Below are 26831 nucleotides of genomic sequence, written 5' to 3' on the forward strand. Positions count from 1 at the left end.
ATTTATGATCTATGCCTGACCTAATTTCCCGCTTCTCCTCCCGTAACCAGCGCCTCTCGCATGTGTTCCTGAAGGACCGGCTGATGGGGGCGCAGACCTATGACCGGATTGCGGGGTACTTCCGTTCTTCCATCTTCGACCTGATCCACGAGGAGATCAGCACGATCGGTAGGGTCCGAATCGTCTGCAACGCCGACCTTGATCCGCGCGACCTGACCGCAGCTACCCTGAGCCAGAAGGCCCGAGACCAAGCGCAGGTTGAGCGGTGGCACGAGCACGAAAACGATATCGACGCGCTCCTCGAACGGCCTCGCTGGCGGCGCCTGCACGAGCTCCTGACCGCCGGGAACGTCGAAATCCGAGTTGTCTCGCGAGACAATGCCCCGTTCCTGCACGGCAAGGCAGGAGTGATCACGCGTCCGGACGGGACCACTTCCAGCTTTATCGGCTCCATCAACGAGACAGCGAACGGCTGGGCCCAATCCTACGAGATGATCTGGGAGGACCCGTCCTCGGAGGCCGCCGCTTGGGTTCAGTCCGAGTTCGACTGGCTATGGAAGAAGGGGGTACCCCTCTCACAGGCGGTAATCGACGAGATCGGCCGGACAGCCAATAAGGTGGAAGTCCAGATCGAGGCGATGCGGACGGACCCGGTCGGGCTAGCAAAATCCGTCACCGTGGAGAGCCCGCTCGTCCGACGCGGCGAAGGACTCGCGCCGTGGCAGAAGGCTTTCGTGAAGGTCTTTGTTGAGCATGACCAGAAGTACGGTGCTGCCCGACTCCTGCTCGCGGACGAGGTCGGAGTGGGTAAGACCCTCTCGATGGCAGCGACCGGGGCGCTCACAGTTCTGATGGGGCATGGGCCCTTCCTGATCCTCTGTCCGGCGACCCTGACTCTCCAGTGGCAGATGGAGCTCTGGGACAAGTTAGGGCTGCCTGCCTGCGTCTGGGCTCGGGCTCCGCAGCGGGGCTGGGTGGACCAGCGCGGTCACCTTTACAGATCTCGGGATCCGGAGGACGTGCTGCGCTGCCCAGCACAGATCGGTATTGTTTCTACCGGCCTTCTGGTTCGAGGCGGTCCCGAGGCGCAGGCGCTAATGCGCGGGACCTTTGGGATGATCGCGCTCGACGAGGGGCACAAAGCCCGAGTCAAACGTGGGATCGGGACGGAGGAGCCGGAGCCGGGTAAGCTCTATCAGGCAATGGAACGTCTCGCCGGTCGAACACGGCACTTGGTGATCGGGACTGCTACACCGATCCAAACGCACCGGGAGGAGATCTGGGACCTTATGAAGCTGCTCGCTTACGGGCAGGATCATGTTCTCGGCCGGCCAAGCGCGTCTCGGTGGTGGGACTCGGAGCAGGCACTCGACCTGGTGTCCGGGCGAACGGCCCTGCCGGATCCGGAGGTAGCTTGGCCATGGCTTCGTTCCCCACTCCCTCATGCCCGCGAGGCGGCTGTGTTCCGCGGGATCCGGGAGGACTTAAAGGTCCCGGAAGACGAGTTCTTTACTGACCGCGGTCTCGCGGACTTGGACGATTTTACCCGCGAGGATTTAACCGAGGTTATCGAAAGGGGGGAGATCGCTCGGAGACTACCTTTCATGCGTTACCACAACCCGCTGGGCCGCCACGTCGTCCTCCGGCGCCGCAAGACGCTTGAGGAAGCGGGACTAATGGATCGGATCGCGGTGAACATCCACCCTCGGTCCGGCACTTCCCCGGCGGTGTTCGAGCGCAGCGCGGTCCGCACCCCGCATTTCTATGACCGTGCGTACGAGGAGATCCAACTTTTTACGAAGGCAATGAAGGCGCGTCAGGCTGGAACTGGATTTCTAGGAAACCTGATGATGCAGCGCATATGCTCCTCCGTCGCGTCCGGAATAGCCACCGCCACAAAGATGCTCGAGCGTCGCCGCGAAGGAATTATGGCCGAGGAGGCTGAAGATCCGGACCTCCTCGAGGCGATCGAGGAAATGGGGGCAGAGGCCTATGCGGCCGTCGTGGATGTGGAGGCGATCCATCTGGAACGGGTTTTGGAGATTCTGTCTTCGGCCAAGCAGGAAGACCCAAAAGGGCGGGCGGTCCTCCACTATCTCGACCAGGAGGGATGGATCGCGCTCGGCTGCATCATTTTCTCCCAGTATTATGATACGGCTCGCTGGGTAGGCGAGCTAATCAGCGCGGCGCATCCCACCGAGCCGGTCGCGATATATGCCGGGGTTGGAAAGTCAGGTATTTTACTCGGCGGCGAGTGGCGGTCGATCGACCGCGAGGAGATCAAACGTGGGGTCAAGGAACGGAAGCTTCGGGTCGTCTGTGCGACCGACGCGGCCTGTGAGGGTTTGAATCTTCAGACCTTGGGCACCCTAATCAATGTCGACTTGCCATGGAATCCGTCTCGTCTCGAACAGCGGATCGGGCGGATCAAACGGTACGGTCAGCAGCGCCGCGAGGTGGACATGGCGAACCTAGTCTATTCGGGCACCATCGATGAACGGGTCTATCAACGTCTCTCTGAGCGAATGCAGGACCGTTACGACATACTTGGCTCGCTGCCGGACACAATCGAAGACGATTGGATTGAAAATATCGAACGACTTGAGGAGGAGCTGAAATCCTTCACCAAACCGGAAAGTCCGGCTGATGTTTTCAGCTTGAGGTACGGTGATTTTCTTGAGGTTGGCGACGGGGACGCTGACTGGGAGCTTTGGACCAAAGTAGTTTCGCGCAGAGATATCGAGACTTTGCTTGAACTTCCATGGAGCTCTCGGCGGTAACGGGCCTTAATTTTTTTCAGAATTTTTAGCATTTGCGTCTGAATGGCCATGCGACTGGGGGAATTGTGACCGAATCTGACGTTATTGGCGCTCATGCTCAAGCGATAGAAATTCGGTCGAGTGGGCTGGTGCATTCGGCGGAAAGCGACATTCTCCGCCTGCAGCAAATCTTGCGTGAGGGATACGCTTCGGGCTTCACGATCTTCAAGGAACTCCTTCAAAATGCGGAGGATGCAGGCGCGCGCCGGATGGTGGTTGCCGGTCATAGAGGGTTTGATGACGCAACCAATCCGTTACTTCGAACTCCGGGGTTGATCGTCGCAAACGATGGTCCCGTGCTTGCACGTCACATGGAGGCAATCACCCGAGCGAGTGGCGGTAGTAAAGCGGATGAGCGTTCGGCAGTGGGGCGTTTCGGTCTTGGCCAGAAGTCAGTCTATCACCTTTGCGACGCGTTCATTGCGGTAGGTCGAGTAGAGGATCGAGAAGGCCAGTCGCAAACGTTAATCATGAATCCCTGGGGACAGGTTAGCGAAGCCAATACCGCGCAGCGCGATTGGCACAAACTGGGGCCCATCGAAGCAGCGGCTCTAATCGAAGCAGCTGCGAAGCTTGGCATGGACCGAGGGATGGTACTGTTTCTTCCACTTCGCACAGAGCATTTGCGGCCTGGCCCAAACCTTTGCCTATCGGATACGAATTGGTCACCCGATGGAGCCATTGCCGAGATCCTGGAAGGAGACGAACTAGCCCCGACCCTTGCGTGCCTAAGAAATATCGAGGCCATTGAGATCATTCCGATAGATGGCGAGGCTCGCAGAATTTCGATGTCCCGCGGGGCGCGACGCCTAGCCGGACCAGGGGTCGAGGACGGTCTGACTATCATTGGCGGCAAAGTCGATGGTGCGGTCTCTGAAGTGACATTCAGTGGCTTTCAAAAATGGGCGCCCGAAGGGAAAGCAGCGCGGCTGCTACATGATGTCGGCTGGGATAAGGTCTTCGACATACATGGGAAGCATATCCAACCCAAAGCCAACCCACATGGCGCTGTAATCTTATGTCGTACTGCAGCGGCCGATGGCGCAAGCCATCTTAGATTGCGTCACGCAGTATATTTGCCGCTGGGAGATCCGCTGTTTTCTGAACCGATGGAACGCGGTTCCTACAACATAGAACTGCTGATTCACGGCTACTTTTTTGTCTCGAGCGACCGTCGCAAGCTGCGTGATGATGATCATATCGAAACCCGATGGAATCAGGCTCTCCGCCGCGAAGCGACGCTTCCTTTGTTGCTCGAAACTTTGGCTGACGCATTGCCCAGTTTGCCTAGCGATGCGGAGCGACATGCACTTGTCCGCACCTTACAACGTACGCCGTGGTGGGACGAAAACCGAAGTGACGTCTGTCAAGGTCGGGCGCTAGCCAAATGCTGGCCAGGCGATAAAGCTGAAAGCTGGAATACATGTTCGGGCGTGTCACTACGTCCCATCTTGAGGGGTGAGGCAACGACGCTCACCCGGCTTAAGTTGGCTTTTCCAAGGATTGAAGAATGGTGCGATAAGAACGGCCTCGTTTTGGCGTTCGACACTGTTTTGGCGGATGTCGAGCCAAGGTGGCCAGATACTCAATTAGCCGAGTTGGTGAGGCTTGCCGGACCAGCTGTCTTTCAAAAAGGCCAAGTGGCCGAGACGCTGGTTGCGCTCCTCGACTCGGTACACCTTGGCGCGGAAACAGAGGCAGCCTTGGCGGACATCTATCGGGAAGCTGTCGCCGACGTAAATCAGAGTTTCGCAAGAACGGAAAAGCTGCGGGGGTTGGTACGCCACCTTCCTCCGGATCGCATTTTCGTCCTGCCTCCCAGCGTCGAAAGCCGCGAACTTCTTAGCGCTCTCGTCGCGGCGGGCAGCAGCATCCCGATCAAATCGTCCTGGGCAGAGCAGAGCGGATCGATAGCTCGGCAATTGGGTTTGAACGAGACGATCGAATTGTTGGCGGTGACAGAACCCTTCCTTTCGGCTCGAGGCACAGTAGCGCAAGAGGCGTCTGCCCTAATTTCGCACCTTCTGCGAAATGGCCCGTCGCTGGACGCGCTCGCTGCCGATGATCGGGGGAATAAATTGGAGGTCATCCCTGCGCGATTGATGCAGGATGAGAACGACGTTCGCCTCTCGTTGGGATCCATTGCAGCTCTTACTCGACGAGGTTTGCTCTTCGATGCCGCACCCAATCGAGAGCTGGGCGTGCTTGCCGCGGCAGTGGCGACACCTCCTATTTACCGGCTAGGTTTGAAGGACGGTGGTCTTGAAAATCTGGCGTCGGCCAAAAAGACGGACTGCCTTTTGGCCGTTTTGAGACAGGCCGAGCGCTTCGGGGATCCCGGTAGTTGCGGTAAGCTTGCGGAGCTGCTCGGTACCGATGCTTCGCGCGACGATCTGCGCAAACTTGTTGCACTCGATCCGGCTTTGCCTGCGAATGTCGCCTTGATCGAACTGGATGAACTCGGTGGCATTCTCGATGAGTTGGTCCAAGTCCTCTTGCTGGACAGGGAAGATCGTCTCGTTGCCTCCGCAACAACGGCAGAACTGAAAAAGGCACTTCGCGACCGCATTGGCTTGCGTCGGATCGATGTCGCGGAATTGGGGGATTGGCTCCGTGATGCACAAGTTGAGGGCAGTTTGCCTTCGATGGATGAATCCAAGTCCATCGCATTGCTCAAGTCGGGTATCGATGACGGCATTCTGAAAATGCTGCCTTTGCATCAATCCAATAGGGCTGATATTTTATTGCCAGCCACGGACATTTTCCGGGGGCGAGCCTCTGATGTTCCGGCAGCGCTGATGCCACTCACCCATCTTGTCGAGCTTTGGGGGGATACTTCGGCAGCGGGGGTCCAGAACAGGCTTATCGCGCGATGGGGGCCTGAGGCGGCAATTCGGACAGCGTTGTCCGCGTCTAACCCCCATCGGTTCACCTCGGAAATAGCCAGTGCATTGGGCGAATTGGAGCATTTGCCGGATGATTTGATCGATACGCTTCGTCAGACGGCCTGGGTCAGTGCAGATGGTGATGCATGGGCGCCAACTAGTGTCCTCGACTTACCTCTGGAAGCCGAACATGCACTCGAGGGGCTGATTATCGAGAAGGGCGGGTATCTGTTTGCCAGTGCGCTTCCCGGCCCTCTACGCGACCCGAAAGTGCAGCTGCATCTGGAGAGGCTTCGACCGGATCGATCCCAGTCATTCCTTCTGGCAGCCCAACTTGCCGCTGATCACGGTGCGACCGGCCTTTGCTTCGATATCGTAGAGCACCTTGATGACTTGGCGAAGCTGGCTGGCGCGAATACCGAGCTGAACGCTGAAGCGTGGCCCCTGATTTCTGCGGCGTTGCGAGACGGCATGGTGGACGCGACCATTGCCGGGATGGGTGAAGTTCTATGCGTGCCATCTTCGATAGGCATAGTTGCTCAAATGAACGCAATGGCTGCGCAAACTGGACTTGATTCGTCTGCTGAAGCGGCACGAAGACTTTATCGGGCCGCGTTTGACGGAAACTTGCCGGTTTTGACGCATGGTCCCCGCTTTCTTCCGCCAGATCTGCTCGTTCCAACCGAAGCCGGTCGGTTCGAAAGGGCGGACAGCGTTGCGCTCGCAGCAGCGGGTATCGATCCATCAGCGCTCCTTGAACGTGGATATGCGGGCAAACTCGACCAGCCCACAGATCAATCGACCCAAGAAATTTTGACGGCCCAGTCGGTCGATGCAGATTGGCTTGAAGGCATCGAACGCGCCTTCTCGCCGCTCACCCAATATGATGTGCATGACGGCATTCTTTTGGCCTTGGCTATGCTCGGCCGTGATCGCGGGATCCAGTCGCTTGCGGCGAAATGGGAAGGGCAGCGTTCGTTTCACCGAATTTGCGATGATCTCGATAAGCTAGCCGACGAACAGCGCGATGTGGACAACGCTAATCTGGACCGCCTTGCAGAAATCCGCTTCGCCGTAGCGCTGCCAGATCAGGGGCAGGTTAGTGTGCCGTCGGCAGCTGGGACTGACTGCACGGTGCCATTGTCCGGCAAAGAGGATGCATTACTCCTCGATTGCATCCAGCGAGGAATTGAGCGCGACGAAGCGGGATACCGACACGTCTACGATTTGGTGATCGGACCAGTGTCACCATCCGATGAAACCGAGGCTCGGCAGCTACTGGATCAGTTTGTCAGAAAACTGGCCATTGCTCTGATGCTCGGCTTCGAGCGTCACAAAACGGCACTGTCCGAGCTGTTGGCCAGCTATTTCGCTAGCGATCAACGCACACTCTCAGACACCTGCGCGGAATTGCAGGAGGTCCTTCATGATCGCCTGGCCGGTATCAAGACCGGGCCTGTGATGCGAACTGCATTAAGTGACTACCATCGCGATGCGCCTCGCGACCGCGACAAGGCGCGCTGCGCGCTTTGGGCCGCCGCGCAGTCGGACGAGGGTGCGAAGGAACTCCTCGATGCCACCCGCCAAAAGATCGATGAGATGGGCTATGCCCCACATCGCGTGCTGTTCGAACTGTACCAGAATGCTGTCGATGCACAGGCGCAGTGGCACGGCAACGGACGCTTTCGTGTCGAAGCCATCTCCGACGGCGATCAAATGATCACGTGTTTGCGGGTGATCCATTGGGGGCGGCCGGTCAATCAGCCCGGGAGTGATCCCCTGAAGGCCGAAGAGGAAGGGCACCGCCGCGATCTTTCGAACATGCTCGCGATCAATCACTCTGCAAAGGATGGGGATGCAGTAACCGGTCGCTTCGGCCTTGGATTTAAGACCGTCCACATGCTCGCCGACGAAGTTCGACTGGCCAGCGGTGGCATAGCCATTCGTATCCTGGGCGGCATGATCCCTGCCGACTGGGAAGGGGGAAGCAGGACGATCGCCCCTTTTCACGACAGGGGGCGCAAAGCGACACTCATTGAAATTCCTGTGGCACCTGGTCGAGAAGATGAGGCGCTTGAGGCATGGGAAGCGTTTCGGGAGGCAGCTCCGTTCTTGGCTGCACTCGGTCAGGACGCATCCATCGAAGTGGCAGGCCCTGAAGGCGAGAAAGTATTCCGACACGAGGAGCATCGGCTGGTTGATGGCGTAAGCTGGCTGGCAATCGATGGCACTCGCCGCGTACTGCGCTTCGATTTGGGGAATGATTTCCGGCTCTTCCTGCCCTTCGGTCGCAATGGACCCCATGCCTTCCCGAGTGATGTGCCTCAGTTCTGGCATCTTGTCCCGCTCGTTGGCGAACGCCGCCGGGGAGCCTGGCTATTGGAAGGCCGCTTTCCGGTCGATCCCGGACGCACCCAATTGTCCGGTACGGCAGACGAGAAGGAAAGCCGATTTGCGCGGCTGGGCCTTTCCCTTGGCCCCCGGCTTATCGCCTTTTACGACGCTTGCAGTGCCGACTGGAAAGGCTTTGCGCACGCGACGGGACTGGATCCCGAAGGACGAGAGGACTTCTGGCGAAAACTCGTGCAGCTCTTTGGGCATGACTTGGCAAGTTACGGACCTGAACATTCACTTCATAAATCAGGCCAGGGCCTCGCACGACTATGGGCGGAACGCCCCCTAGTTCCCTTGGCATTCGGCGGTGCATCGTGCGCGGCTGATGTCAAATGGCGCTTGTCAGGAGCGATCGCCGACCATGATGCTCAAATCGCGATTACTGAATTGCTCGCCTTGGAAGAATTCGCGAATGCCGTTGTCACGGAGGAAACTGGCCGGCTGCTAAAATCTGTTGGGCTCCCTTCGGGGCAACGTTTGGATACCGTTACGTTGGTCGAAGCGCTCTCCGGAGGCGAGGGAATAGACTGCGCACTAGCGGAAAGTCTTGCCTGCCTTTGCGGAGAAGCCGTGTCGCTTGCCATGACCGGCGAGGAAGAAGCGGAATTCCGCAAGGTCCTGCGAGAGCGGAACTGGCTAGCCGAAGATGGAAGTTGGCAGCCCATCCGGCTGCTGGCATTTCCGCAGGGCAATAGCGATGAACAAGAGCGGGCAGCCTTCGCGCCTCCTTCAGGGCGGTTGGCTTCGAATTACACGGGATCTGCCTTTGACCTCGCCGCCTTCGCACGTGAACAGTCCGGACATACACCAAATGTTTGGGAGAAATGGGCTGAGAGTGCTGGTGACAGTCCAGTGCGCCAGACAGCCTTCATTCGCTATTTGGTCGGCGCGGATGATCGGACTGTCGCTCAATTGGCGAGCGCGGCAAAGTGGCTTCCCACTGTGGACGAATTGGTGAACTCTCCGTTGCTCGCCGGACTGCAGCAGGACGAAAAAAACCGATTGCTCGCCAAACTTGGATATTCCTTTGGGTTTCCTTCAATACCGACCGATACGACCAGCCCTTGGCAACCCGATGCTGAGCAGGCGCTTTCGGGCATCGCGCAATGGTGGCACGCCAATAAGGTCGGTCTGCGCGAGGCGTATGATCGTGCGGTCTATCCTGAGGATTTTTCCTCCGGGGCTTTGGCTGACGGGGATAAGCCTGCTTGGTTTACCATGCTCTCGCTCGCAACCTTCCAGACGCTTGGGAGGATCAAACCGGCTCAGTCCCGGCAATTTGTTGCCAGGGCGATCCAGGATGGATGGTGGCAAGAACTCGCGACAATCGACCCTTGTGACGAGGAGCTGAGACCTTTTGTCGAGCGGCTTCGAGCCTGGAGCGATCCGGATGCGGATGAGAGCTACCTGATGTGGCGCCGATGCCTTCCCGATCTATGCATGATCGCACGGCACCTCGAGAGCTACCAAAGGCTATTTATGAAATTTCCGGCGGTAGTTGCCCAAGAGGGCGATGTATCCCTTCGCGGGCACTTGCGGCCGGCGTTCTCCCACGTTGCGGCCCGCATGGGCATAGAGGCAGCGCCCCTAGCAAGATCGCTTGGTATTGGCGCAAACTGGCTGGTGCGCGAATTAGGCCGCAAGGGTATCTATTCGCAGGCTCAATCCGAACAGATTATGCCTTATGGCTGGAGCGCAGCGGAACGCGTCCGCCGCCTCGCCCACACGCTTGGCATGGGCCAGTTCGAGCGTGGCATTGACGAAGGACGCGCCCTGTATGGGGCAGTCGAGCGTTGCATTGGAGATGCCGCCCATTTCGATGGTGACGGTGATTTGCCACTGCACGTCATCACACTCGCCAAGCACCGCGATGACCTCGTGTCGATCCTCTATGATGCCGACGTCGCAGAATGGCCAGATAACAGTTGGGACGATGCCGAAGATGACGATGCCTGAAGCGCTGGCCGCCGATACAAGGGTCAATCACCCACGCCACGGCGCTGGCCAGGTGATTGCGGATGCAGGTGAATTTGTCGTTGTTCGTTTCGGCGCAACGATTCAGCAGGTCTTGCGCACCGAACTCACCCTTGCTCGGGCGCTCGAGCTGGCTCTTTCCACCGGCACATTTGATGAAAGCGCAGAAACTTTAATGCGCGCCAGCGCCATGGCTATTCGCTCTGTGAACGATCAGTGGGGGGTATTTTCAAGATCGCGGGTGCAGCTGCTCCCGCATCAGCTTTGGGTTTGTCACAAGGTCAACCGGACATTCCCCTTCCGCTGGCTGGTGGCCGACGATGTGGGGCTGGGAAAGACCATTGAGGCTGGCCTTGTGCTCATGCCTTTGGTGGCACGAGCACAAATCCGCCGCCTACTGGTATTGGCGCCTGCCAAACTGGTGCCCCAATGGCAGAAGCGGCTCCGTCAGATGTTCGATATCCGTCTGCAGGTGTATGATCGCTCGGTTGATACGCCGACCGTGGACTTCTGGGACACAGCGAACATGGTTGTGGCATCGGTTCACACTCTGCGCCGTGAAGTTGCCGATGGTCGATCGGATGGTAGTCGCTTCCTTTCTGCCGACCCTTGGGACGCTGTGGTGGTCGACGAGGCGCACCATCTTCACGCCGATGAGCGGACAGGGGAAACTCTATCCTTCCAGCTCCTGCGCGCGCTGGAAGAAAGACATAAGATCCGCTCGCTTTTGCTTTTCACCGGTACACCGCACCGTGGAAAGGACTTCGGCTTTCTTTCCCTACTCAGCCTGCTCGATCCGGACCAGTTCGGACCCGAACATGATATCGACGAGCAGTTGACCAAGCTTCCGGATGTGATGATCCGCAATAACAAGGCGACGGTTACTGACCTCAAAGGCAACCGCCTCTTCACGCCGGTCACGGTGGAGACGCGAGAATACGCCTTCAGCCCCGAGGAAAGCGCCTTTTACGAAATGCTGAGCAGCTTCATCATTGATGGGCGAGCTTATGCATCGACACTCGATGGCCGGGCGCAGTCAGCCCGGATGCTCTTGCTCATTGCGCTTCAAAAACTGGCAGCCAGTTCGATCGCTGCAATTCGAAGCGCTTTGACCAAGCGCCGGGCCAAACTGGCAGATGTCGCCGAACAGGCTCGCGCCCCTATTCCGACGATAACGGAGGAAGACGAAGACGAGACTTTGGATGATCGCGCCCGAGCCGATGAGGAAGCGTGGAGCAAGATGCTTGCCGAACTCATGGAGGGGGAGATTGCTCGGCTTGATGAGTTGCTCGAATTGGCAGAGCCTATTCAGCAGGAGCGCAAGATCGAACGTCTAGTCGATCTCATTGAACGCGAGCTGCCTTCAGGTGAGCCCGTACTTCTCTTCACCGAATATAAGGCGACACAAGCCTTGGTCGTTGATGCCCTGCACGCTCGATTTGGGCACGGTTGCTGTGCCTTTATCAACGGCGATGAGCGCTTGGAGGAGATCAACAAGGCAGACGGGTCTCGCGGGCCAAAAAGTTGGTCGCGCGACGCGGCGGCCGAGGCTTTCAATCAGGGTTCGATCCGGTTTCTGGTCTCAACTGAGGCAGCAGGCGAGGGGATCGATCTCCAAGAGCGTTGCGCCACGCTGATACATGTAGACATGCCATGGAATCCGATGCGTTTGCATCAGCGTGTCGGGCGACTTTCCAGATATGGTCAGACACGGCCGGTCCAGGTCTTTATCCTGCGAAACCCGGACACCGTAGAGGCGCGAATTTGGGACCTATTGAACGCCAAACTCGAGCGAATTCAGCGCGCTCTCGACGAAGCCATGGACGAGCGCGAAGACATCAGTCAGCTCGTCATCGGCATGACCGGCCCGAGCGCATTCGAGAAGATTTTTGCGGCTGGACAGACGCAGTCGCGCGAAAGCCTTGATCAGTGGTTCGACCGGGAATCCGCTACCATTGGCGGAGAAGACCTGGTCGACAAGGTCAAGACGATGATGGGGAACGTAACCCGCTTCGATTTTGCGCAAGTTGGACGAAACCTCCCGCAGGTCGATCTTCCCGATCTCGAACGTTTCTTCGCGATGATGATGGAGTCGCAAGGCCGCCGCGTGTTTCGGAGGGACGATGGGCTGGATGTCCTGTCCCCTGAGAAATGGGTGGATGACGATTACGCGATGCAGGATCGGTACAAAGGCTTGCTGTTCGATCGCAACGTCCGCCTAGGCGATCGGGAAGGCCCAATGCGTCTCGTGGGTGTAGGGCATACACTTTTCGATCGCGCTTTGAAGGAAGGAGAGGGCTTGCAAAGCACGCTGGCGATTTGCCTGCGATTGCCAGCTCCCATGCTCATTGCTTCGGTCGAGGACCAAGTCACCGGCCAAGACCATTCGGTTACCAGGATTGTGTTGGGGGCATGGCGCGATCATGAAGGGCAGACCCATGTCCTGCGGGATTGGGAGGTTCTGCAGATGCTCAACACATTGGGCCGAGCAGACAATCCCAAACCACCTTCTGTGAACGGCGAGCAACTGAAGGCACTCGAGGCGAGTCTACTTTCGTCCATGAAGGCAAGCTTGCCAACTATCGCCGAAATGATGACCCGGCCCGGCATCCGCAGTGAGATCATGCTTCTGCCGGATGAAAACGCCGGTACGTGACCGCCCTGCCTAGGCTCTGAGGAAAGGCTGCCGCGTCTATTGTGGGACATGTTTCTATGGCGTGGGCCCTTGTTTCTGCTATGTTCTAAGGAGAAGCGAGATGAATGCGATCATGACCAAGTTTGACATCGACACCGCTGAGCATCGTACTCCGAAGTGGGAGGGGCTGTCCGAAATCGATCAGGCGATCCGTGACAATCGCGTGATGGAGTATCGGATCAAGAAGTCCTGGGCCGACCCGTGGGGACGGAAGCTGACTGTCGCGGTATTTCTAATTCTCACGATTTTCGCCTCCTTTGTCCTCTACTGGGATGTCTTGAAGGGCTGAAATTCTACCATTCCTTCACGTCATCGGCTGCTTCCGCGCTTGCTCCCTGCGCTCCTTTGGTAACTGCGTCCAGACGGTGTCTGGACCCGCGGATCCGTTGACGACCGGCATCCTGAGCGCGCTGTACTTCGTCGTGAACAGTGCCCTGATCCACCTGCGGCACGGTTCCTGAACCCCCTCCACCGATTTGGGCGCGGCCACGTACAGATCCGGGTCCTGTCACCGAAGGGCGCGAGATTGGCTGTCCTGGTGTCAGTACGAGCCTGTCTTCGATCCCGTCGCGCAGCTGTTCCGCGTAGCTTTCAATGAATTTGCCCTGCAGCGCCTGGCCTTCCGGGCTGAGTTGGAAGGTCAGGTCGTCGAAGCGGACATTGCCGTAGAAGTCGCGATTGCGTTCAATTTCGACCAAGCCCCATTCGCGGTAGGCCTGTGACAAGTTTAGGCTGCCTGCGGCGCTGTTGCCTTCGAAGAACGATGCCTGGCTTTCGAGGCGGTTCGCCAGTTCCTCAGCCCGTCGTGCTTCGCGGCTGTAACTCTGGGCCTCGGTGAGCGAAGCGTTCATGCCGCTCGCGGTCGAGGAAATCGAGGAACTCGACGATGTGCTGACACTGCGAACAAACCCATCGCGCGTGCTCGACCAGTTCCGACTGTCCGACATTTGCGCGAGGCTGCCGAAAATGCGTGAGCGGTCTTCGGATGCGATACCAATGTCGCTGTCAGTCCACGATTGGTTGCGCCCACCTTTCGCTCCGATATTCGCGGAAGCCACACCATTCGTCACACCAGCGCTGGCGCCGGCCTCGCCGTTAAGGAACCAGGCAACAGTAATGTCGTCAGCGGCCCTTCGTGATAGGCCGAATTGACGCTGCAGGTTGGTGGACGCCTGGTCAACCTCGTTGAAGGCGGTCTGGATGCTGTCGGAGTTGGATGTGCCGGTCGCGCTCTCGAAAGCCGATCCGCGGCTGAATTGGCTGCGCAGCTCCCGGAACTTCGTGACCGCGCTGGTGGTCGATTCCGTCGCAATGTTCGCATAGCTCTCGCTGTTCGAGCGGGCTTGCGATGCCATCGTCGACAGGCGCGAGGTGAACTCCTGTCCGAGGCTGGGCGTGAAGGGATAGCTCGAGTTCGGAAGCTGGTCATAGCTGGCTTCGGGGAAACTCGTCGTCATCGAGCCGGTATCGCTGAACGTGCGGGTCTGCGCCGCGCCATAGGTGAAGCTTGGTGCGATTGTCCCTTGTGCGAACTGACGCGTCAGAACGCTCGAATTCTCGAAGCTGGTATTGCCCAGCGAGACGTTGCCTGTGCTTGCCTCGCGCGCCGCTTCCTCGGCCGCGTTCTGGCTCGGATTGAGATAGCTTGTCGCATGGTGCGAAATCGCCATGGCGCCCTTGGCGACGCCGCCGGCCAGAAACGGCACCGAGGCGATGAGATAGCCTGCGAGCAGCCCGATATCGCTGTTCACATCGGCCATGCCGGTGAAGCTTGCAAGACTGAGCCCGCTGCTTCCAGCAACCGCGCTCATGTCCGAGGCCCCCTTGTACATCAGCATCATATGCAGGATTACGAACAGCGGTCCCCATGCCGCCAGGTAGAAGAAGCCCGTCACATAGCCTTTGAGTGCCAGCGGCCCGGTCTTGGGCAGCAGGAACAGGGGGAAGAGAACAGGAAACAGGGCGTAGAAAAGCACGGTCAGCACGACATTGAGGAGCGGCACCCACTTCATCGCGTTGCTGGCAATCGAGCCGTAGGTCCGCTCGGTCTGGATATCGGCGCGCGTCTGGGCGTAGACATCGACATTGCCCGCGCCGCTCGTCGCCGCCATCGAATGCATGGCCTGGCTCATCGCGTTGATCGTCAGCGTCTGCTTGAAGATCTCGGTCGCATTGGCCGAGACCCCGGTGAGGTACTGGTAAGCCACCGGCAAGTCAGCAAAAAGCTTGGCCTTGGCGAGGGCGGCGGTCTGGTTGGGATAAAGCTGGCGCCCGAAGACCGTCCCCATACCGTCGATCAAACCGGCCCACTGCGCGTTCAGGGCGTCATAGGCTTCGCGGCAGGTGATGATATTCGAAGTCACCTGACCGGTCCCGGTGTCGCGGGTGAGGAAGCGCTGGGCCCGCGCCTGACTGCCGGGCGCAATGGTCGTCCAGATGTCGCTGGTCTCGGCGAGCTCCTTCATCGAATAGCGGCCAAGCAGCACGTCGTAGAAGACGCATTGCCGGAAGTGCTCGTCGAGATTGGCGGCAAATTCGGGGTCGGAAATACGCAAGGAGCGCGTAGCATCGTAGAGCCGCGCGCCGTAGATCATGCCGTTCTTCGAGTAGTTGAGATCGCCCGGCAGCCCGAACACCACCTCGGCCGAGCCGGTCAGGTAGTCGCCGACCTGGCTGGTGAAGCTCGCCATCAGCGCAAGCCCCAGCGGCACATTGCTGACATTGGCGGGAGCAAGACTAGGGTTGAGCCGGTCGGTCACATGGACGTCGAGCCGCGGCACCATCAGGCACGAATAGATCAGCGTCGCGCCGAGGAACCAGTTGATCCAGGCCCGCCAGTCCTGATTGAACGCCAAAGTAATGGCGGACAGGCCAAGCCCCATGACCATGACGACCTGCAGGAGGCTCTTGTAGCCCCCATTGCCCGTCCAGGCGGCGACCGCCTGAAAGACATTGACCAGGTAGTCGCCGCCGCCAACCGTGAAAATCTCGACCATGATGCTGGGCTCCCGCCGCTGTCGGCGCGCTGAAAGGGATCAGTGGGTAAGGGCGCGCGATTGCACGCCGCGCGACCAGTCGAGCGAAGCGGCCATGCCGGGCGACATCGAGGCGGCGAGCACGTTCTCGATGAAGGCCGTCTTCTCGATGATCTGCATGATGGCGTTGACCTTCAGATGCGTGTTCGCCTGCCTGTCGGCGAGTGCCTGCCGAACGACATTCACCTGGCCCTGCCACATCGCGATCTTGGCTTCGTCCGCGCCGATGAAGCTCGACATCGAGCGGCCCGCCTCGCTGACGATCCGGTCGAGGACTGCGAACAGCAGGTCGACGCTTGCGATCTCCGCCAGCGTCTCGCGATCGTCGGTTGGCATGCCGCGACCATAGGCCGCCTGGACCGTCAGGATCTTGTAGAGCGGGATCGAAGCGACCTGCAGCAGCTCCTTCTGTGCGTCGGTGATCGCGGTGTCGTCATGGATTGCCTGGATCATGCCGGCGATCAGGGCCGCAACGCGCGGGCGCAGTGCTTTGGATGCGGGAAGGCTGAGCGACTTGAAGCCGGGATCGAGGCACTTGTCCGGCTCGTCACAGTCGAAGATCAGGACGTTTCCGTTGCTCGTCCCATCGAGCAGTGAGGTGACAAGCGTTGAGGACGCTTCCCCGACGATCGGCACGAACTTGCCCGGCTCGTCATCCTTGGGCGGGACGTAGATGATCGTGCCCAGGAGCGTCATTGCATATTCGGCGAGTTCCTCGTCGAAAGTGCCATTCGGCGAAAAGAATGCGGACTTCTTGAGGATCGTCCAGGTGTAATTTCTCGCGACGGCGGGATTGACGTCGTCATATTTGCCCGAGCCCTGCGCCGTCGTGCTCGACCGCTGGCCCTTGGTGCCGCACCCGTGCTTGGCGGCGGCATAGTCGGTGAAGATGCCTTCCGAATTGCCGATCGCTTCGCAGATCGCCTTGTCGGCCAGATCGCCCTTGGGCCAGATGCCGCCCACCAGCCCCTGAGCCATTTCGCAGGAGTTGATGTTGAGGTTGTTCATGAGCTGAGCCTTCTGGCTGAACTCCTGCATGATCTTCGAGCATTCCGGGCAAACCGTGTCGATCGCCAGGCTGAAAGCAAAGCCGACCGCATTGTTGGCGACAGCCTTCAGCATCGCGACGATCTCGCTCGCGTTGATGAAGCTGAAGGATCCGGCGAAGATGTCGATTCCGCCGCAGCCCGCACGGGCGCGCGGCAATTGCAGATTGGCGATGTTGGTCGTCTTCTGCGGGAAGCGCGTCCAGACGTTGCCGAGGCTGTAATAGCCTGCCGACTGACCCTCGAACGCGGTCGGCCCATTGACGTTGGCGGCGCCGCCAACATCGTTGAGGAACGAGTCCATCGAACTGCCGACATCGGCCGATGCGCTTGTAAGGGGCAGGGTGGCCGCGAGGATCGCGGCGACGGCACGTTTCATCCTAGTAGTCACGTCCGGCTTCCTTCGATGTGAGGAGGTAAATGCGGTCCTGAAGCTCGTCGGCACTCATCACGCCGTAGCCGATCGGGATGGGCTGGCCCTTGGCGGCATCCCAGAGCACCACCGCCGGCGTGACCTTGGGCTCGAGCCCCATGCGGCTGCGCTGATTGGTCTCGACCGTGTAATTTGGGAAATGGCGTGAGGGGCCGCCGTCGGTCGAAATCGCGCGCACCGTGATGTGCCAGGTCGAAGCAACGCTCTGGACGATCGGCGACATGACTTCGCAGGCGCCGCAGCTCTGGGCGAAGAAGTAGAACAGCCCGTAGCGTTCGGACAGCTGCGCCATGACCGCATTGCGCTCGGCGTTGCGCGAGTCCTGCCACTGGCGCTTGCCGAGCGTCGAGACTGGCCGCTGGAGCGTGTAGTCGAGATCAGGATCCTGCCAGATCGCCCGCTGCCAGACATCGCTGAACAGAGATGCCCGGTCGAGCTGGGCGCGCTGGAAGCGGATATAGGCCGTCACATTGGCCGGCGTCGGCTCGAGAATCGCCTTGGCTTTCAGTTCGCGCAGATTTGCCGTGATGGCATCGAGCTGGCTCGTCGCACTCGGAGCAGGCTCGGATGTCTCCTCCTGCCCTTCGGGCGGCTTGGGCCTGGTGCAATAGAACCAGTAACCAAGGCGCCGCTCCTCGCAGTAGAAGCTGTCCTGGCTGTCGCTGGTCGTGACCAGCGGCGGTTCCTGCCCGCGTGCCGGAGCACTGAGCGTGGGCGCAACAGCGGTGAGCGAGAGGAAGGCGGCAAGCAGCCGCCGGGGGGCCTTATTGGCTGGCGCGGGCATAATAGTCCTCGATTTTCTGCTGGATTTCGGTGGCGGCCTGCAGCTCGTCGGGCAGGCGAGCGGCTTCGGTGAATTCGGCGTAGACCTCGCTGAAATCCATCTTCGAAAGATCGAGCCGCGAGAACTCGTCGATGGTGAAGCCAAGGCACTGCTCGGTCTTGGGCTTGCCCCAGGGCTTGTTCAGTTGCTGGCGGCCCTGTTCCTGCAGGATCCGCGAAAGCTTGGATTCAAAGCAGCAATAGACCTTCTTCTTGGTGAGGCAGACGCCCAGGAAGCTGTCCGAGCAATAGGTCCCGACATAGGCGCATAGGCCCTGCACATCACGCTGGTGAAGCAGCATTTCCTCGCGGCTGCAGCCGAGCGCGACAAGCAGCTGGATACCCGGAATGAGCGGGAAGCCTTTGCCCTTGCAGCAATTGAGCACGCCGAAGACCTTGGACGAGCAGGTGTTGCGCGTACCCTTGAACAGGGTGAGCGTGTCGGGATCGAACTCGCGCCGTGCCTGGTCCATTGCGTTGAGCGCGACAACCGCGTCCTTGAACTCGTCATTGGCCTCGCGCTCGATCGTCTCGCACGAGCCATCGATGCAATAGACGTCGCCGTCGCAGATGAACTGGCTGGTATTCGCAGGCTGGTCCGGGACCGGGCAGTCGTAGACCCGCTCCCAGGTTCGACAGGGCTCCCCCGAAAGGCAGTCTTCGCGCACCAGCGAGCAGCCGGGCGTGCTTTCCAGCGTCTGGCAGTCCTGAGCTTGCGTAAATTGGGCGCAGGTATAGCTGCGCGACCACGCCCAGCAGGGCTGGGTGACCGCGATGCCGTCGACAATCCGGGTGACAGGATCGCTGTCGGTGCAGGTCTCGGTGTCCTGCTGGCATGAGCTGTCCGCAGCAAGGCCCGCGCACTGGCTTTCATCGCGGCTCGTCGTGACGACGTTCTCGCCGGTTACGGTGAAGGGCGTCGCGCCATCGACCGGTGCAGTGCAGCTTACGAGATCGACGCGCAGGTCGCCCGAGTTACAGCCCCAGTAGATGCCGAGATAGGGATCGCACAGATTGATCGGATAGGACTGCGTGACCGTGCACTGCGGCGCCGGGTAGCGATTGCAATTGTAGATCGACGCCGGATCGACGCCGCTCCCGCCGACGCAGTAGTAGCCATAGACCTGCCGCTGCTCGATCGTGGCATTCAGCGTCACCGGGCAGCTTCTGGTCTCCTGGTTCGCGGTATAGCCGACATTGCAGGTCGCCATGTAGCGCGCTGCGGTGCCGGTTCCCGGAGGCAGGAGGACGCAGCGGCCCTGGCTCCCGCTGATGCTCATGCCGCTCGTGTAGGAGAGCGGATCGTCGTTGATGACATTGCTGCGCGCGACAACCGCGTCGAGGTCCTGGGGCGCGAACTGCGCACGGCGATCCATAGAATCGCGCATGGTCCGGTAGCCAGTGTTCGCCGTTGCCTGGCTCGCGGCTTCACGCGCCATCCGGTCGGGATCATCGAAATAGCCCGATTGGTTCGGTACACCCCCGAAATTGGGAATGCGGTTTGCATCCGGGTCGGTTGTCGCCGCGCTCTGCGCTGCGGCCGCCCGGTCGCGCCCGAACGCCTTGCCATCCGCCTTGGCGGCATCGGTTGTGGTCTGGGCCGAGACGCTTGCCGGCAGACAGGCGCAGGCGAGATAGAGAAGGGGAAGGAGAAGCCGCTTCATGGGTCACTCCGTTGCAGGCGGGCAAGATGCTGGGATGCGAGAAGGGCGCCGGGACCACCGCCTTGCGCGAAGGTTTCGAGCGCATAGGACACGCTGACATTGCCGCTCATCCGGTCGTGGGGCGGAACCTGGGTCCGGCACTCGAAGCCATCGCAGAGATCGAAATCGCTGCTGCTCACCACATAGGTGGGGACCGCCTCGACCCCGAAGGCGCGAAACAGGCGCGGATCGATGCCGACCGCGTCGAGCTTGCCGCCGTCCGCTGCGACTTTCGCGAGCGCCGCAGTCAGGGTCTTGGCGCTGCCTCCTGGCAGCCCGCGAAGCACGACCACACCGCCTGCGCGGGCGACGTCGTCCGCCATGGCGCGCAAGGCTGCCGGCGGCATCGAGAGCGAAGCGAAGGCGATGAAGCGGGGTGCTTCACCCAAGCCCTCGCTGGCCATGGTGCCCGCGTCGGCCACCATCTTGTCGAAGTCGAAGACGTCCTCACTTTCTGGCCGCGCGGTTCTTGCCGCCTGCTCGGTGTAGCGCTTGCCGTGCGCCTGGGCTTCGGCGGCGCTGGCATTGGCTTGGCTAAGGACCGCTTCGGCGCGCGCGCGGGCACTGGCGGCAAGCGCATCGGCTTCGCTCGCCTCGACCTTGGCGCGGGCGCGTATCGCTTCGAGATCGAGCTCCGGCTCGCTCGTCCGCGCTGCGGCTCCCGCCATGGCGGCGGCGCCAGTGATCGACGCGATTACAAGGAGATGAGGGAGTATTTTCATAACGCGCAGCAGTTCCGTTTGCGCCAGACCAGATAGCCCATGTCCTCGCCGATGGCGGGATAGACCTGGCCTGCCGACATGAAGGTTGTGGATGCGCCAATGGGCGCGCAGGCGTAGCGGCCCTTGGTCTGCGGATTGGGATTGGTGGCCTGGAAGCGGTATTGCTGCTTCCTCATCACCGGCATCAGATACTTGCCGCAGAGCCCCTTGCTGCCCATCGTGCCCCAGGCGACGAGTTCGCGGTGGAGCTTATAGGAGAAGCGGGCGAGGGCGAGCCGAGATGCCTGGACGTGCCCAATCGTCGCCGAGACATTGCCATTCAAGGGATACATGCTGCCCTGGCATCCCGCACACCAGAAGAGCTCGTCGGTCGGGAGCTTGGCCGTCGCAGCAACGCAGTCAGCCGCACAGGCCGCAAGCGCGAGCGGATTGGCGAAGAGAACCGCTTCGGGATTGATGATCGCGGTGAGCTCGCTGTCCTGCCAGAGCGGATCGATCTCGGTGATGTAGAGAATGTCGACCGAGCCCTGTTCGAGGCACAGGAAATCGGCAACGATCTCCATCCAGTAGATCAGCGGATAGGCATACCAGTGGACATGCCACTGCGAATTGTATTGCGTCGCGCCGCCCACCGCCGAAGGACCCGCCATCGACTTGAACCCGATGTCGAAACCGGGATCGAGTTTCATCCCGCCGAGATTGACGAAACACCAGGGCTTCATGCTGACGTCGGCAAGCCGCACCGGTTCCCAGAAGCCCATGGCGATGCCCGGCCGCAAACCGCACAGGCAAACGGGGAGCGCCGGGTTGCTCGTGTCGGGACGGCTCGACGGCCAGATCTTCAGGCCGCCGACCGAGATCGGAAACAGGCACGACCAGCAGATGTCCGTGATCGGATTGACGAACTTGCCTGTGCAGCGGCCCGGACCGGCAGATGCCTGCGCTGGCGAAGCGGCAGCAAGGCTCAGACTACAGGCAAGGAGCGCGCAGCAAATCCATGTGAGAAGACGATTTTTTCTGCTCATGACGATGCGCGCTCCTTGGGTCGAACCGGCTGCTCGGTAATGATAAGGACGCGGCCCTGCTGCTCGACGGTTGCGGGCACGGCGCGGATGCCGAAATGCTTCACGAGGCTGCCGCCCTGGTCGAAATAGAAACGGCGCTGGCGGGCCTTCATCAGTTCAAGCGGCGCGCCGCGTACGAGGATGAGTTTGGCCTTGGTGCTGGCATAGCGCCGGGTTGCCCAGGCAAGCTGCTCGGGGTCATCCCCGTCGAGGAAGACCAGCGGCACACGCAGCGGTACGGTGTCGAGCGGATTAACCCGAGTTCCGGCGGCGACGATCACCCGGCCCTTGTCGTCGGCAATGTCGCGCTCCACGCTGATCGTCGGATCAAACCGCCAGCTACGCGCCGCCGCCGCGGCATTGATCCCCGCGACTGGCTCAGGGCGGTTGACGCGCGCGATCGTGCGCTGCTTCAGCTCCTCGTTGAGCTTGGCCGTCTCGCCGGTCTTCTCGAGATGGGTGAGACGCGCATGGATTTGCTCGAGCAGGTCAGGCTCGATCACGGACCAGACCGTGCCTTGCTGGCCGTAGTCGCGGGCGCTTGCCGGCGCGGCCATCAGAAGAGCAACTACGAGGAATGGGGCGGCGCGCAGCGGTGTCACAGGATCGGCCTCCCGACCCCGAGAATGCGCCTGGCGCAGATCCACCCGATCGCCGCATAGCGGCTGTCGAAGCCGTCCTTGTGCGCGGTGGTGACGAAATAGCAGCCTTGAGGCACCACACCTGTCGGACCGAGCGCCAGTGGCTCGCCGAAACGGCTTGCGCGCTTGGCTACCGCAACCTTGCGGCCATTGACGAAGAAGCTGCGCTCCTTTTCGGTCACGATGTCGCCGGGCATTCCGCTCACCTTCTTGCCGAACGGCTTGGGCTTCTTGCCGAAGTGCCTTTCGAGCAGCGGCGAGGCGGGCGGATCGAACAAAATGATCTCGCCGCGCTGTGGCAGCGCGCCGCGATCGAGCCAGATCGCCCAGTATGGCAGGCTCGGACTGGCGTTGATCATCAGCGCATGGTCCTTCGAGAAGGCGGCGAGCGAGGTGAGCGCGAGCGCTGCCGCGCCAAGCCCTGACCACAGCGCGAGGCGCCGCCCGGTTGGTGAGTGGAGGACAAGATCAGCGGCGCGCATCGGGAATGGCCCCCACGCGGCGCGCGACATCGGCGCGCACGGCTTCGGTGAGATCAGGCGTGCTGCCGGCCACCACCGCTTCGGCGACAAGCACCGTGCGGCCCTCGCGGCCCAGATGTTCGACCGAGGCTTCGACCGCCTGGAGATAGGCCTGGACGCGCATCTTGGTTTCTTCTGGCGGTCGGCCTGCGCGAGCCTCGGCTTCGATGAAGTCGCCCATGATGCGGCTCAGCTGCACGGTCACCACTTCGCGCTTGTCGAGCGCGAGAAGCTTGTCGGTCGCCCAGACGCCCCAGAGCGCCGAGCCGACCATGCTCAAACCGAGCGCGACGGCAGTCCAGTTCACCGCACTCATGCGGCCGCTCAGGGACGGTGTTGCCAATATGTTCTTCACAGCTTTTCTCCCGAAAGCTCGCGCTCGAGATCGTTGATGAAGCGCGGCAGGCGCCAGACCACGACGAGCGTTGCGACACCGATGAGGACGAACTTGAACTCGTCGAGGAAACCGATCTGGCGGCCTTGCTCGGCGCCGAGAAAACGGTCCGAAATATTGGCGAGATGGGCGAAGAAGACCCCGGCATCGCCGCCGGAAATCAGAAGGAAGAAGAGCAGCGGCAGCCCAAGCGCCATGAGGTAGCTCGAGGCGAGGAAGGTGCTGCCGCGAAGCACAATGTAGCAAAGGTCGGCGGCATGGGAGCGCCAGCTCTTGTCCGGCAATTCGAGGCTGTCGCTGTCGGCACGGGCGTCCTGGGCCCGGTCGATCGGCGTGACGAGATGGAGTGGCATCGGTTTTGGGTGTCCTTGGATGGAGGGCGAAGTCAGGTGCGATTGGCAAAGGCGATCCGTTCGATCGCGTCGGCAAGCTGGTGGCCGCGCGCAATTTCGGCATCGATCGCGGCAAAGGTCTGGGGCGAGCTTGAGAACAGCGTCGCCGAATAGTCGTCGAGCACGAGCCGGCCGATGGCTTCGGTCTCCGGGCCCTTGATGAAGACTTCCGAATAGTCGCTGCCCGAACGCTTCAGGCTGCGGATCAGGGTCTCGGTGCGGTCGTCCATGTCGAGGCGCTTCGACGCCTTGAAATCGGCGATCGTCTCGGGCTTCTGCTGGAGGATCAGCATCCAGTCGCTGTTTTCGAGCGCAGCGGTCGCTCCATCGGACTTGTAATAGTCGTTGAGTGACTGCGTCGCGGTTGCCAGCGCCCCGCCATACTTGCGGCAGGTGCGGGCATAGGTTTCGACGAACTCGCCCATCGAGCCACCCTTGAGCATCGACCACGCTTCGTCGATCAAGAGCAGCTTCCTCACCGAGCGCGGGCTGCGGGTCATGGCCTGGCTGGTCATGAACATGATCGCCGAGAGAACGACGCTGCGCAGTTCCTCGCGGGCGGCGAGGTCTGACATCTCGAAGACGGTGAAATCGGTGTCGAGATCGAGGCTCGCCTGGCCTTCGAAGAAGGCGCCATAGGTGCCGCCGGCCATGTATGGCGCAAGCGCCGTGGCGAGGTCGCTCGCGGCTTCGTTGCCGAGACCGGCCAGTGCTTCGCCGACGCCGGTGATCGAGGCATCGACGCCCCGTTCGCTCCAGACCATGTTGACCGCCCGGTCGATCAGGCCGCGCTCGGTGTCGTTGAGCTTTGCACTGTGCCGCGCCATCTGGCCGACAATGGCCTTGACCATGCCGAAGCAGTCGAGCCGGTAATCCTCGTCTTCGGCCGCGCGCTCGCCATCGATCATCGAGAACGGATTGAGGCAGAAGCCCGCCTTCATCGTGAACTCGACGAACCGGCCGCCTTGCAGCTTCACCGAATGCTCGAAGCTGCGCCCGTCGTCGATGACCACGACCTGAGCGCCAGCGCCGCGCAACGCCGCGCACATTTCCTGCAGCAGCACAGACTTCCCCGAGCCGGATTTGCCGCAGATCGCGACATTGTGGTTGCCAGCATCATTCTCGAACGGCGACCAGAAGAAGGGCTGGCCGCGCCGGCCCACGAACAGCAGGTGCGGATGGACACTGCCGAGATACTCGCCCTGCATGGGGGCGATATTGGCCGCTGTCGTCGAGAGCACGGTCTTGAAGCGCTTGAGGCGCTCCATGTCCGCGCCAAGCCCATCGGCCAGCGTCATCGGCATGGCCGCCAGCAGCCCCTGTATCTGCAGGTAACGCTCGTCGGCAAGATCCCAGCCCGCCGCTTTGTAGATCGACTTGATCGCGCGTTCGTCGCGGTCCCCGCGGCCGAGCGGGGAGTAGGTCGTCAGGCCATAGAAGACCCGCACCAAACGTCGGCCTTCCTGCAGCTCGGATTGCACATGCTGCCACTCTGCCGCCTGCTCGCCGATGCGGGGCAGAAAACGCGCGCTGCGCGTTCCGGCAAGGCTCGTCGTGCGCATGAATTTGAAGCCGGCCTTGGCCGAAGCGGCTTCCTGGTCGGGATAGACGAGGCACAGCATAGTCGCGGCCGGGCAGGGGAAGCGCAGCTTGTCGGTGAACATGTCGCCGATGAGCCGCGCGCATTCCCACGGCGCCCAGCGCTGGGGCATGTTGCGCGAGGAAAAATGCCGCACGTCGAACGCGTCTGGATAGACTGTGCCGATCTCGGGAACGCCGTCTTCGATCTTGCCCGTCGCACGAAACCGCTCGGTGACGAGCCGCATCCGGTCTTCGTGGATGACGAGCTCGATATCGTGCCGGATCGCCTGGGCCGCGATCGCGTCGTTCGGATTATAGGGCAAGGCATCGTCTTGCGGCGCGGTGGTCGGCGAAGTCAGGTCGTCGATGATGGCGATCAGTTGCTGTGGCTCGACTTCGGCAACGCCCAGATTGAGCGACTTCAGCATGGCGATGAGGCCGTCGCGGGTCTGCTTGAGATCTTCGTTGCTGACCGCCTTGGCCGCAGGCACGCCGACCGAAACGATGACCTGATGGTGCCGGGCGTGAAAGGGCGCGTCCTGTGAGCCGGATTCCCAAACAAGGCCATAGAGCCGACGCGCGCGGTGACGGGCAATCGCCTCGTAGACGCCGCCCTGGACATAGCGCGGCGCAAACCAGGGTGCGACGATCCGGCTGATGCGCGGGGAGGCGAGATGCAGGACCTGGAGACAGGCGCCTGCCGGAAGCCCTTCGGAGAAGAATGACCCGAGGATCTCGCCAGTGCGTTCGTCCGCCCCGATCAGAGGAGTGACCGAGAGCACGAAGCCTTTGGAGCGCGCGTTGAAATAGAGCCGGCTCGCCGGATCGTAGACCCGGTATGGGAGCCAGTCCGAGAGCAGATCGAGCATCAGGGCAGGCCGGTCATGTTCGGCGTGCTCGGCATCGCCCAGAAGCCCGGTAAGGAGCCTGTCGACAATCGTCTTGAGTTTCTCGGCCATCACTTGGGCTCCTTGTGTGCCTTGGCGGCGGCGTTCTTGGCGGCCTCGATCGCCTCGATGGTCGGGAAGATCAGCGGGGCCTTGTCGGCCGAGGGCCGAGGGGTTCGATCATGCGGGGGCTGCGCCATGTCGAACCCCTCGACCGCCGGTGCGCTCGCACCGGCAACCGCCTCGCGCGCCGTGGAGGGGAGGACCAGCGGCGAGGCAGAGGGGATGTCCCCGAGCGAGGACGAAGGCTGAAAGGGCTGACCGAGATCGAACGTCTCGGCTTCGGACTGTTCGGCCGGGGGAAGGGTAGTGGTTTCGTTCAGGAGATCGCTCTTGGCCTGTGCGGCCTTCAGCTGGCGCCTGAGCTGCCGCATCAGCGGCGGGGCGGTATCCTCGCCTGCCTTGCGGCGCAGTTCTGCGGCCCAGCGCGGATTTTCGACGACCGCCCAGGCGACCGCATCGTCGTGCAGCGTTCCGGTTTCATCGATGTGCGCCGGAAAGACGATCCTGAGCGTCCGTTCGGAGGTGCGGCCCTGATCGCCGGACGCGACGGAAACAGGCGGACGCAGCCTATCCTGGACCGGTCCGGTCGCTGACAAATCCCTGGTCGCGCGCGCATCGATCACCTGGCTGGGGGCGCAGTCGCCCTTGGGGGCACGGCAGGTGAAATCGCCCTCAACATTGGTGCCGAAGGTGGCGCAGCCGCTTGTCAGCACGGCAAGGCAGGCAGAGGCGAGAATACGGTGGGAAAATCCCATGACGA

The 26831-nt window shown here is 61.0% G+C and carries 16 protein-coding genes; 4 read left to right on the forward strand and 12 right to left on the reverse strand.

Translation table 11 applies throughout. The features are described 5' to 3' along the window. Positions 1-11 precede the first annotated feature (11 nt). From FAX90_RS00375 to FAX90_RS00390, 4 genes are all read left to right on the forward strand, one after another. Complete coding sequence (locus tag FAX90_RS00375; RefSeq protein WP_144094503.1) at positions 12-2780, forward strand: phospholipase D-like domain-containing anti-phage protein; 2769 nt, start codon at positions 12-14, stop codon at positions 2778-2780. A 65-nt stretch (positions 2781-2845) separates the two neighbouring features. Then, positions 2846-10054, forward strand: a complete 7209-nt coding sequence (locus FAX90_RS00380) for a sacsin N-terminal ATP-binding-like domain-containing protein (protein ID WP_144094504.1) — start codon at positions 2846-2848, stop codon at positions 10052-10054. Then, on the forward strand, positions 10047-12728 hold the full coding sequence (locus FAX90_RS00385; protein ID WP_170234802.1) for a DEAD/DEAH box helicase: 2682 nt from the start codon (positions 10047-10049) through the stop codon (positions 12726-12728). The genes FAX90_RS00380 and FAX90_RS00385 overlap by 8 nt, the downstream gene beginning before the upstream one ends. A gap of 100 nt (positions 12729-12828) precedes the next feature. Beyond that, positions 12829-13056, forward strand: coding sequence for a hypothetical protein (locus tag FAX90_RS00390; protein ID WP_144094506.1), 228 nt, complete (start codon positions 12829-12831; stop codon positions 13054-13056). Positions 13057-13060: 4 nt separating this feature from the next. On the opposite strand, the gene FAX90_RS00395 is transcribed toward FAX90_RS00390, so the two are convergent. The 12 genes from FAX90_RS00395 to FAX90_RS00450 are packed head-to-tail and all read right to left on the reverse strand — an operon-like array spanning position 13061 to position 26826. Continuing rightward, positions 13061-15763, reverse strand: coding sequence for a conjugal transfer protein TraG N-terminal domain-containing protein (locus FAX90_RS00395; protein WP_144094508.1), 2703 nt, complete (start codon positions 15761-15763; stop codon positions 13061-13063). Between the two features lie 39 nt (positions 15764-15802). After that, complete coding sequence (locus FAX90_RS00400; protein WP_144096764.1) at positions 15803-17227, reverse strand: conjugal transfer protein TraH; 1425 nt, start codon at positions 17225-17227, stop codon at positions 15803-15805. Between the two features lies 1 nt (position 17228). Beyond that, positions 17229-18065 carry a conjugal transfer protein TraF gene (locus FAX90_RS00405; protein WP_144094510.1) on the reverse strand — a complete coding sequence of 279 codons (837 nt, stop codon included), beginning with the start codon at positions 18063-18065 and terminating at the stop codon, positions 17229-17231. Further along, positions 18046-19767 carry a conjugal transfer protein TraN gene (locus FAX90_RS00410; protein WP_144094512.1) on the reverse strand — a complete coding sequence of 574 codons (1722 nt, stop codon included), beginning with the start codon at positions 19765-19767 and terminating at the stop codon, positions 18046-18048. Before FAX90_RS00410 ends, FAX90_RS00405 begins: the two co-directional genes overlap by 20 nt. After that, entirely contained in the window at positions 19764-20474 is a 711-nt protein-coding gene (gene trbC / locus FAX90_RS00415) for a type-F conjugative transfer system pilin assembly protein TrbC (RefSeq protein WP_240704647.1), read from the reverse strand. Before trbC ends, FAX90_RS00410 begins: the two co-directional genes overlap by 4 nt. Positions 20475-20524: 50 nt before the next feature. After that, the gene (gene traU, locus FAX90_RS00420; protein ID WP_062902908.1) at positions 20525-21553 is read right to left on the reverse strand and encodes a conjugal transfer pilus assembly protein TraU; all 1029 of its coding nucleotides are present in this window, start codon (positions 21551-21553) and stop codon (positions 20525-20527) included. Then, positions 21550-22194, reverse strand: coding sequence for a type-F conjugative transfer system protein TraW (gene traW / locus FAX90_RS00425; RefSeq protein WP_144094515.1), 645 nt, complete (start codon positions 22192-22194; stop codon positions 21550-21552). The genes traU and traW overlap by 4 nt, the downstream gene beginning before the upstream one ends. Beyond that, the gene (locus tag FAX90_RS00430) at positions 22191-22715 is read right to left on the reverse strand and encodes a S26 family signal peptidase (protein ID WP_144094517.1); all 525 of its coding nucleotides are present in this window, start codon (positions 22713-22715) and stop codon (positions 22191-22193) included. The genes traW and FAX90_RS00430 overlap by 4 nt, the downstream gene beginning before the upstream one ends. After that, entirely contained in the window at positions 22702-23070 is a 369-nt protein-coding gene (locus FAX90_RS00435) for a TrbI F-type domain-containing protein (RefSeq protein ID WP_240704649.1), read from the reverse strand. The genes FAX90_RS00430 and FAX90_RS00435 overlap by 14 nt, the downstream gene beginning before the upstream one ends. A gap of 35 nt (positions 23071-23105) precedes the next feature. Further along, positions 23106-23501 (reverse strand): hypothetical protein, encoded by a 396-nt coding sequence (locus tag FAX90_RS00440; RefSeq protein WP_144094521.1) that lies wholly within the window; start codon positions 23499-23501, stop codon positions 23106-23108. A gap of 32 nt (positions 23502-23533) precedes the next feature. Continuing rightward, entirely contained in the window at positions 23534-26080 is a 2547-nt protein-coding gene (traC, locus tag FAX90_RS00445; RefSeq protein WP_144094524.1) for a type IV secretion system protein TraC, read from the reverse strand. Next, a complete protein-coding gene (locus FAX90_RS00450; RefSeq protein WP_144094526.1) occupies positions 26080-26826 on the reverse strand; it encodes a conjugal transfer protein TraV in 747 nt (248 codons plus the stop codon). Before FAX90_RS00450 ends, traC begins: the two co-directional genes overlap by 1 nt. Positions 26827-26831 lie beyond the last annotated feature (5 nt).

The organism is Croceicoccus sediminis (genome assembly GCF_007570835.1).
Taxonomy (GTDB): domain Bacteria; phylum Pseudomonadota; class Alphaproteobacteria; order Sphingomonadales; family Sphingomonadaceae; genus Croceicoccus; species Croceicoccus sediminis.